Here is a 6,390-nt window from a genome sequence, read left to right as displayed (position 1 = left end):
GACCCGGACAGGCCGGAGGCGGAGCCGCCACCGCTCTTCGGCTACCCTGCGCGCCCACCCGACTCCTTCACGTCACCGTTCCGCCCCCGGCGCCCACCACACGGACGGGAGCGGCGCCCCGGCCCCCGCGCCGGTTAGGCTTCGGCAGACAGCCAGACACACACGAAGGAGATCCTCGTGCCGTCCATCGACGTCGTCGTAGCCCGCGAGATCCTCGACTCGCGAGGCAACCCCACGGTCGAGGTCGAGGTCGGCCTCGACGACAGCAGCACGGGCCGTGCCGCTGTGCCGTCCGGCGCCTCCACCGGCGCCTTCGAGGCCCTCGAGCTCCGTGACGGTGACAAGGGCCGGTACCTCGGCAAGGGCGTCGAGAAGGCCGTGCTCGCGGTGATCGAGCAGATCGGCCCGGAGCTCGTCGGCTACGACGCGACCGAGCAGCGGCTGATCGACCAGGCGATGTTCGACCTGGACGCCACCGCCGACAAGTCCTCCCTCGGCGCCAACGCGATCCTCGGCGTCTCCCTCGCCGTCGCGCACGCCGCCTCCGAGGCGTCCGACCTCCCGCTGTTCCGCTACCTGGGCGGCCCCAACGCGCACCTGCTGCCGGTGCCGATGATGAACATCCTCAACGGCGGTTCGCACGCCGACTCCAACGTGGACATCCAGGAGTTCATGATCGCGCCGATCGGCGCCGAGTCGTTCTCCGAGGCGCTGCGCTGGGGCACCGAGACCTACCACGCCCTGAAGGCCGTCCTCAAGGAGCGCGGCCTGTCCACCGGCCTCGGTGACGAGGGCGGCTTCGCTCCCAACCTCGGCTCCAACCGCGAGGCCCTCGACCTCATCCTCGAGGCCATCCAGAAGGCCGGCTACACCCCCGGCCAGGACATCGCGCTCGCCCTGGACGTCGCCGCCTCCGAGTTCTACAAGGACGGCGTCTACGAGTTCGAGGGCAAGTCCCGCACCGCCGCCGAGATGACCGCCTACTACGGCGAGCTCGTCGACGCCTACCCGCTGGTCTCCATCGAGGACCCGCTCTTCGAGGACGACTGGGAGGGCTGGAAGACCATCACCGCCGAGCTCGGCGACAAGGTCCAGCTCGTCGGTGACGACCTCTTCGTCACCAACCCCGAGCGCCTCCAGCGCGGCATCGACGAGAAGTCCGCCAACGCGCTGCTCGTGAAGGTCAACCAGATCGGCTCGCTCACCGAGACCCTGGACGCCGTCGAGCTCGCCCAGCGCAACGGCTTCAAGTGCATGATGTCCCACCGCTCCGGCGAGACCGAGGACGTCACCATCGCCGACCTGGCCGTCGCCACCAACTGCGGCCAGATCAAGACCGGCGCCCCCGCCCGCTCCGAGCGCGTCGCCAAGTACAACCAGCTCCTGCGCATCGAGGAGATCCTGGACGACGCCGCGGTCTACGCCGGCCGCAGCGCCTTCCCGCGCTTCAACGGCTGACGCCTGCCTCCCACGGCAGGCTGACGGCTTACGGCTGATCACGGCCCAGGCCAGCCCGTCACGTTCACGTCCCGGCCCGCGGTCCCGTACCGTGTGCCGGGACGTGCGGCGTCACGGACCGGAGCGACCGACAGGAGGCGATGTGCCCGCCGACCGGGGACGGGAACGTCCAGCCGACACCAGGACACGTTTCGCCGGACTCTCCGGCAGCGCCACGGCCACCGCCACCCGGCTGCGTGCGCTCGGCGAGGAGGCCGCCGCGCGGGTCTACCGCGCCCAGCACAGACGGCTGCGCGCCCCACGCCGCAGCCGACTCACCGGCCGTGCCGCGCTACTCGCCCTCGTCATCTGCTCACTGGTCGTCGCGCTCGCCTACCCGATGCGCGAATGGGTCTCCCAGCGCGCCGAGATCAACGACCAGCGGCGGCAGGCGAACGAGGCCCGGGAACGCGTGCGCGAACTGCGCGACGAGAAGGCCCGCTGGCGCGACCCCGCCTACGTCGAGCAGCAGGCCCGCAGACACCTCCACTACCTGCGCCCCGGCGAGACCGCCTACATCATGGAGGGCGGCGACACCGACGCCCCGCGCGACCGCGACCGCGGCGCCTCCAACCGCGCCTGGTACGAGAACCTGTGGGACGGCCTCGACGCCGCCGACAAACGCCAACCCTGACCCCGCGCTTTCCCGGCGTTCTGACTGTTTCGACGCGTTCTGACTGCTTCGACCCACGACTTTCGACCTACGACTGAGGAAAAGACACCGCCCGCATGGAAACCCCGCCGCCCAGCACCGACCCCACACCGCCGACCGAGGCCGACATCACCGCCTTCAAGGCCCAGCTCGGCCGGCCGCCGCGCGGCCTGCGCGCGATCGCGCACCGCTGTCCCTGCGGGCAGCCCGACGTCGTGGAGACCGCCCCCCGCCTGGAGGACGGCACCCCCTTCCCGACCACCTACTACCTCACCTGCCCGCGCGCCGCCTCCGCCATCGGCACGCTGGAGGCCGAGGGCGTCATGAAGGACATGACGGCCCGCCTCGCCGAGGACGAGGAACTGGCCGCCGCCTACCGTGCCGCCCACGAGGACTACATCCGCCGCCGCGACGAGATCGAGGTGCTGGAGGGCTTCCCCAGCGCCGGCGGCATGCCGGACCGCGTGAAGTGCCTGCACGTCCTGGTCGCCCACTCGCTGGCCGCCGGCCCCGGCGTCAACCCGCTCGGCGACGAGGCCATCGCGATGCTCCCCGAATGGTGGCGCAAGGGCCCCTGCGTCGGCCACGGCACCCCCGATGCCTCCGAGGAGGACGCACGGTGAGTCTCCGACGCGTCGCCGCCGTCGACTGCGGCACCAACTCCATCCGCCTCCTCGTCGCCGACCTCGACCCGGCCACCGGCCACCTCGTCGAACTCGACCGCCGTATGGAGATCGTCCGCCTCGGCCAGGACGTCGACCGCACCGGCCGCCTCGCCCCCGAGGCGCTGGACCGCACGTTCGCCGCATGCCGCCAGTACGCCGAGGTCATCCGCTCACTCGGCGCCGAACACACCCGCTTCGTCGCCACCTCCGCGTCCCGCGACGCGGAGAACCGCGACGAGTTCACCGCCGGTGTCGTGTCCATCCTCGGCGTCGAGCCCGAGGTCATCACCGGCGACGCCGAAGCGGAGTTCTCCTTCACCGGCGCCACCCGGGAACTCGCCGAATCCGGTCTCGCCACCCCCTACCTCGTCGTCGACATCGGCGGCGGCTCCACCGAAGTCGTCGTCGGCACCGACGGCGTCGAGGCCGCCCGCAGCGTCGACATCGGCTGCGTCCGCCTGACCGAACGCCACCTCGTCCACGACGGCAAGGTCGCCGACCCGCCGACCGCCGACCAGGTCGCCAAGATCCGCGCCGACATCAACGCCGCCCTCGACCTCGCCGAGGAAACCGTCCCGCTGAGCCGTGCCCGCACCCTCGTCGGACTCGCCGGCTCGGTCACCACCGTCGCCGCGATCCACCTCGGCCTCCCGGAGTACAACAGCGCGGCCATCCACCACAGCCGCGTCCCTCTCGCCGACGTCCGCGGCCTCACCACCCGCCTCCTGAACTCCACGCACGCCGAACGCGCCGCCATCCCCGTGATGCACCCCGGCCGCGTGGACGTCATCGCCACCGGCGCCCTCATCCTCCAGTCGATCATGGAACGCGTCTCCGCCACCGAAGTCGTCGTCAGCGAACACGACATCCTCGACGGCATCGCCTGGAGCCAGGTCTGACACGTAGTGAGAGGGACGCTTCGGCGCGAAGCACTCGCTCCCGCCCGCCGCTCCACCCCCTAGGGTGCCGGCGTTGACTTCCTCTCCTCGCCGCTCTCCGCGATCGCGAGACAGGTGAGGACAAGGGCACACACCGCCAGCACGGCCAGGGCGGGGTTGAGATAGGACGGGATGACGGCTTCGACCGTCGAGCCGTCGCCTGTGCGGCAGCCGAACCTCAGAGGGAGGAAGGAGGGGACGTACTCCGTGAGGCGCTCACCGACGGCCGCGCGGCACGCGTCCGCCTGGGCCCGGCCGTCCAGGAGTACCAGGTGTAGGACGCCCCACGTGTACAGGGCGACTGCCATCGACCAGGCCGTGGCCGCCGCGCTCCTGAGCGCGGCCGCCGGAGCCCTGATGACGCGTGCGCGCGCCAGCGTGCTGATCGCGTACCCGGCCAGTGCCGGCGCGGTGACCACCCCGAGAAGGAGTAGCACAAGAAGCGTGGCGGGGTCGTGGGCGGTGTAGGGGTCGGTTGCTAACACCAGGTGCTCCTGTGTCGGTTCGGTGCAGATGGATGTACCGCGCTCCATCCTCGGCCGCATGCGTCCGGGAGCCGGCCGCACTCCGTGGTGGAGCCCCGGCGTGCAGCCGGGCAGTTCGTCAACTCTTCAAAGAAGTAGTGCCGCGCAGGTTGACGGGTACGGGGGCGGGGCCGCACATTACCTATCGGTAGGTACCGGCGGTAACACCGCTTCCCCCACGCGGGCGCCGGGACCTTCTGCTCGAGCCGCCTCTTCGTCCCTCACGTGTCGTGCCGTCATGGCCGCGCGCCCCACGCTGTTTCGAGAAGAGAGAGCACATGCCGAGATCAGGCCTCCGCAGTGTCATGCTCGCATCAACCACCGCGCTGGCGGTCAGCCTCACCGGCGCCACCGCGACCGCCGCCCACGCGACCACCGCCACGAAGCCGCTCAACTACGTCGCTCTCGGCGACAGTTACAGCGCGGGCTCCGGTGTCCTCCCGGTGGACACCGGCAACCTGCTCTGCCTGCGCTCCAAGGCGAACTACCCCAACGTGATCGCCGACCGGACCGGCGCCCGACTGACGGACGTCACCTGCGGCGCAGCCCAGACCAAGCACTTCACCCAGTCCCAGTACCTCGGCGTCGCCCCGCAGCTGAACGTGCTCAAGGCCGACACCGACCTGGTCACCCTGACCATCGGCGGCAACGACAACAACACCTTCATCAACGCCATCCTGGCCTGCGGCTCCGCAGGACTCCTCAGCGGCGGCAAGGGCAGCCCCTGCAAGGACTGGAACGGCAGCACCTTCAGCGACCAGATCGAGTCGAACACCTACCCCGCGCTCAAGGCCGCACTGAAGGCCGTCCAGGAGAAGGCGCCGAACGCACGCGTCGCCGCGCTCGGCTACCCGTGGATCGCCCCGCCCACCGCCGACCCGTCCTGCTTCGCCAAACTCCCGATCGCCGAAGGCGACGTACCGTACGTGCGCGGCATCCAGGCCCACCTCAACGCGGTCGTCAAGCGCGCCGCCGAGGAGACGGGGGCCGTCTACGTGGACTTCGCGCAGGTCTCCGAGGGCCACGACGCCTGCAAGCCCGCCGGCACCCGGTGGATCGAACCGGTCCTCTTCGGCCACACCACCGTCCCCGTCCACCCCAACGCGCTCGGAGAGAGGCGCATGGCCGAACACGCCATGACCACCCTCGGCCTCAACTGACCGACGCCCGCGTCGCCCCGTGCGCGTGGACCGGCGCTGCCGCCGGAAACCTGGGCGGCGGCGCCGGCCCGCGCCGCCCTCAGCCCTCCTTGCGCTCGAGGCTGACGCCAAGCACATCGCGGATGTAGTTCTCCACAGAACCCGGCAGCCACGGGTCCCGGGCCAGCTCCCGGAACGGCTCCAGGTAGCGGGAGTCGGGCTGACCGGTCAACAGCACGATCCGGCACGTATTCAGCGGCTGCTCCTCCGCGCCGGCAACGCCGTGCTGTACGTGGAAGCGGCTGTGCGGCGTCCGCGCGCAGCGTCTCGCCCTGGGCGTCGGCGAGTTCGGCCCGTCCCGGAAAGGTTGCGAGCTGCGTGCTGTGGTTGAGCCAGACCTCCTCCAGCACCCGGAGGTACTCCCCGGGCCGTATCCACATCCTCTGATCGGAAGCGCGGACGAAGGTGTCCCCGAGGGCCCGTTCGGACGGTCGGGCGCCCAGGCCGCATCGCTGCCCTCGCGCACGACGTACGGAATGAACCGGCCGGGAGCAGCGGCCTTCCGGACCTCCATGTCCCACAGCTGCGTGCGGGTGAGCCGCAGGGGCTCGCCGGTGACGTAGCGCTCGGCGAGGACCGGTTGACGTCCACCTCGGGCAACTCCACCCGCACATGCGATTCGTCCTCCCCCGACTTCTCGAACTCGCCCTGTGCCACCAGCAGTTCGGACATTCTGCCGCCGTCCCTTGTCCCCAACACCTCGGCCGTTCGGCGGGGCGATCAAGGAAATGGCAGGTCGGACCGGGAGAAGGAAGGCCGTTCTGCGAGGTGGGACAGTACTCATCGCCGACCGCCCGTGGTTCGGTGCCGGGCATGGGTGACGCCGAGGCGTAGGCGGTCGCCGCTGTGCGGCGCGTCAGGGGCGGTGGGTGCGGCGGTAGGTGGCTACGCGGGTGCGGGTGGCGCAGGTGGGGG

The 6,390-nt window shown here is 70.9% G+C and carries 7 protein-coding genes; 5 read left to right on the top strand and 2 right to left on the bottom strand.

The window, feature by feature from the left end:
- The first annotated feature begins 177 nt into the window (after positions 1 to 177).
- The 4 genes from eno (at position 178) to FNX44_RS22235 (ending at position 3,713) form a co-directional block, all read left to right on the top strand.
- A complete protein-coding gene (gene eno, locus FNX44_RS22250; protein ID WP_143650565.1) occupies positions 178 to 1,458 on the top strand; it encodes a phosphopyruvate hydratase in 1,281 nt (426 codons plus the stop codon).
- Positions 1,459 to 1,690: 232 nt separating this feature from the next.
- The gene (locus tag FNX44_RS22245; protein WP_153507616.1) at positions 1,691 to 2,131 is read left to right on the top strand and encodes an FtsB family cell division protein; all 441 of its coding nucleotides are present in this window, start codon (positions 1,691 to 1,693) and stop codon (positions 2,129 to 2,131) included.
- A 95-nt stretch (positions 2,132 to 2,226) separates the two neighbouring features.
- Positions 2,227 to 2,772, top strand: a complete 546-nt coding sequence (locus FNX44_RS22240) for a DUF501 domain-containing protein (RefSeq protein ID WP_143650563.1) — start codon at positions 2,227 to 2,229, stop codon at positions 2,770 to 2,772.
- Positions 2,769 to 3,713 carry a Ppx/GppA phosphatase family protein gene (locus FNX44_RS22235; protein WP_181355265.1) on the top strand — a complete coding sequence of 315 codons (945 nt, stop codon included), beginning with the start codon at positions 2,769 to 2,771 and terminating at the stop codon, positions 3,711 to 3,713. The genes FNX44_RS22240 and FNX44_RS22235 overlap by 4 nt, the downstream gene beginning before the upstream one ends.
- Before the next feature lie 59 nt (positions 3,714 to 3,772).
- On the opposite strand, the gene FNX44_RS22230 is transcribed toward FNX44_RS22235, so the two are convergent.
- A complete protein-coding gene (locus FNX44_RS22230; RefSeq protein WP_143650561.1) occupies positions 3,773 to 4,237 on the bottom strand; it encodes a hypothetical protein in 465 nt (154 codons plus the stop codon).
- Between the two features lie 317 nt (positions 4,238 to 4,554).
- Here FNX44_RS22230 and FNX44_RS22225 point away from each other — a divergent pair, with 317 nt between their 5' ends.
- Positions 4,555 to 5,436: an SGNH/GDSL hydrolase family protein gene (locus FNX44_RS22225; protein WP_143650560.1), complete on the top strand. Its 882-nt coding sequence runs from the start codon at positions 4,555 to 4,557 to the stop codon at positions 5,434 to 5,436.
- A gap of 79 nt (positions 5,437 to 5,515) precedes the next feature.
- On the opposite strand, the gene FNX44_RS22220 is transcribed toward FNX44_RS22225, so the two are convergent.
- Positions 5,516 to 5,653 (bottom strand): hypothetical protein, encoded by a 138-nt coding sequence (locus FNX44_RS22220; RefSeq protein ID WP_153507615.1) that lies wholly within the window; start codon positions 5,651 to 5,653, stop codon positions 5,516 to 5,518.
- Between the last annotated feature and the right edge of the window lie 737 nt (positions 5,654 to 6,390).

Source organism: Streptomyces alkaliterrae, assembly GCF_007097205.2.
GTDB lineage: Bacteria > Actinomycetota > Actinomycetes > Streptomycetales > Streptomycetaceae > Streptomyces > Streptomyces alkaliterrae.
This window is presented reverse-complemented; position numbering and strand designations above follow the sequence as displayed.

Coding starts and splice junctions, on each gene's coding strand:
- FNX44_RS22240 (WP_143650563.1), top strand. CDS start 2,227: ATGGAAACCCCGCCGCCCAGCACCGACCCCACACCGCCGACCGAGGCC.
- FNX44_RS22225 (WP_143650560.1), top strand. CDS start 4,555: ATGCCGAGATCAGGCCTCCGCAGTGTCATGCTCGCATCAACCACCGCG.